The 2,092-nt window shown below is 63.4% G+C and carries 2 protein-coding genes and 1 pseudogene; 2 read left to right on the top strand and 1 reads right to left on the bottom strand.

Annotation, left to right across the window (positions count from 1 at the left end):
* Together CKO40_RS23590 and CKO40_RS23585 are read left to right on the top strand one after the other, a co-directional pair.
* Window positions 1-410, top strand: a pseudogene (locus tag CKO40_RS23590) (hypothetical protein); the annotation flags it as partial.
* Window positions 411-464: 54 nt separating this feature from the next.
* Window positions 465-1,700 carry a pyridoxal-dependent decarboxylase, exosortase A system-associated gene (locus CKO40_RS23585; protein ID WP_200348901.1) on the top strand — a complete coding sequence of 412 codons (1,236 nt, stop codon included), beginning with the start codon at window positions 465-467 and terminating at the stop codon, window positions 1,698-1,700.
* A 6-nt stretch (window positions 1,701-1,706) separates the two neighbouring features.
* Here CKO40_RS23585 and CKO40_RS23580 read toward each other — a convergent pair whose 3' ends face one another.
* Window positions 1,707-2,060 carry a CCDC90 family protein gene (locus tag CKO40_RS23580; protein ID WP_200348900.1) on the bottom strand — a complete coding sequence of 118 codons (354 nt, stop codon included), beginning with the start codon at window positions 2,058-2,060 and terminating at the stop codon, window positions 1,707-1,709.
* Window positions 2,061-2,092: the final 32 nt, after the last annotated feature.

The following is a 2,092-nucleotide window of genomic DNA, read 5'->3' as shown; positions in this document are numbered from 1 at the left end:
TGAGGGGAGAACAAGCCAGCTTCATCAAAGCGTTGCTCTGCAGCGAGGCGTCCATGCGTCCAGAGATCTTCAATGCCGGTCTCCGTGTCTTGTCAGCTGCCATCTCCGAGGATGGCGGGAATTGCTGCAAATACCTCGACTTCGTCGACATCTATGCGCACTTGAGCGAGGAAGAACGCATGATCTACCAACAAGAGCACGCGCCAGAAGCCGCCGCAATCAGCGGTTTTGCGGAGCGCTTTCTGCGCCAGGGGGAAGCCCGCTTGCTACGTCACCTACTCGTCAAACGCTTCGGCGAGCCCTCTGATTCGATCCAGCAACGCATTGCAGCCGCCGACGCCGAGACCCTGGCCCTCTGGTTCGATCGCGCCTTGGAAGCCCGGGCGCTCGAAGACATCTTTTTCGACTGACCGCCAGACCTTGACCACAGAATTTGCCGACCTGTTTCAGGAGCAAATCGATTGATGACTAGCAGCCGCCCTGGCCACGCCCCAATGGCGCACTTCCCGGTGATCGACGATTGCTTGCAGGTCGGCGGCATACCCCTACCCGAGCTTGCAGCGCGCGTCGGCCAAACGCCCTTCTACGCCTATGACCGGCAACTGCTCGACGCGCGGGTGCGGGCGCTGCGCGCGGCCCTGCCCGATGAGCTGTCGATCCATTACGCGATCAAGGCCAACCCAATGCCGGCGCTGGTGCAGCACCTGGCCGGTCTGGTCGATGGGCTGGACGTGGCTTCGGTGGACGAGCTACGGGTGGCACTGGATGCCGGCATGCCGGCCGCCGAGATCAGCTTCGCCGGTCCCGGCAAGGCGCCCTGGGAGCTGGAGGCGGCGGTCGCAGCAGGGATCACCATCAACCTGGAATCGGAGACCGAGCTGGCACGGTTGGCGGCGATTTCTGAGCGCAGCGGCCGTACCGCCCATGTGGCCGTGCGTGTGAATCCAGATTTCGAGCTGAAAAGCTCCGGCATGAAGATGAGCGGCGGCCCCAAGGCCTTCGGTGTCGATGCCGAGCGGGTGCCGGCGATGCTCGCGCGCATCGGCGAGCTGGGCCTGCACTTTCGCGGCCTGCACATCTTCTCTGGCTCGCAGAACCTGCGCCCCGAGACCCTGATCGAGGCGCAACAGCAGACCTTCGAGCTGGCGCTGCGGCTAGCCGAAGCGGCACCGTCACCGCTGGAGATGCTCAACATCGGCGGCGGCTTTGGTATCCCCTACTTTCCCGGCGAGCAGCCGCTGGATCTGGAGCCGATCGGCGAGCATCTCGCGCAACGGCTACCGGAGGTGCACGAACGGCTGCCAGAGACCGAGATCATCCTGGAACTGGGCCGCTATCTGGTCGGCGAGGCGGGCGTCTATGTCGCCGAGGTGCTGGATCGCAAGGAGTCGCGCGGGCAGACCTTCCTAATCACCAATGGCGGGCTGCATCATCACCTGGCCGCATCGGGCAATTTCGGCCAGGTGATCCGCAAGAACTACCCGGTGGTGGTCGGCAACCGCGTCCAGGGCACTGAGCGCGAGCTGGTGAACGTGGTCGGCCCCCTGTGCACGCCGCTCGATGTGCTCGCGCAGCAGATGGAGCTGGCGCGCGCCGAGATCGGCGACCTGATCGTCGTGTTCCAGTCCGGCGCCTATGGCTACAGCGCCAGCCCGACCCGCTTCCTCAGTCACCCGGAGCCGGTCGAGGTGTTGGTGTGAGACCCGTTATCTTGCGCGAAGGCGCAGGATAGGGTAACGGCGTTTGTTGATCGAGAGGTGCAAGAACGGCGCCCTGCTCGCCCACATGATCTGCAGCGAGCCGATCACGACAAAGGTGGCCCAACCGATCGTCTTGGCACCGAGACGCGCATGTGAGCCATGAGAGCTCGGATTGAATGCAGAGATGCGACTAAAGGATTCACGAAAACCTTCGGCGTGCAAGCGTGAATTCGCCTCTCGGTCGGCTTTCGTCACGAGACCATCTTGTGCCGTTCCGATGGCGCGCACGACCGCTTCTGCCTGCTCGGGCGCAAAGCCCACAGTCTTGAGTTTGTCTACCGTTTTAAGCCGCTTTCTCACCCGCCAGTTTGGCGCTGGCTAGTCGGTTCAGG

Origin of the sequence: Halochromatium glycolicum (genome assembly GCF_016584085.1) — a bacterium.
GTDB lineage: Bacteria > Pseudomonadota > Gammaproteobacteria > Chromatiales > Chromatiaceae > Lamprobacter > Lamprobacter glycolicus.
The sequence above is the reverse complement of the archived record's forward strand: the minus strand, read 5'-3'. Positions and strand labels throughout refer to the sequence as shown.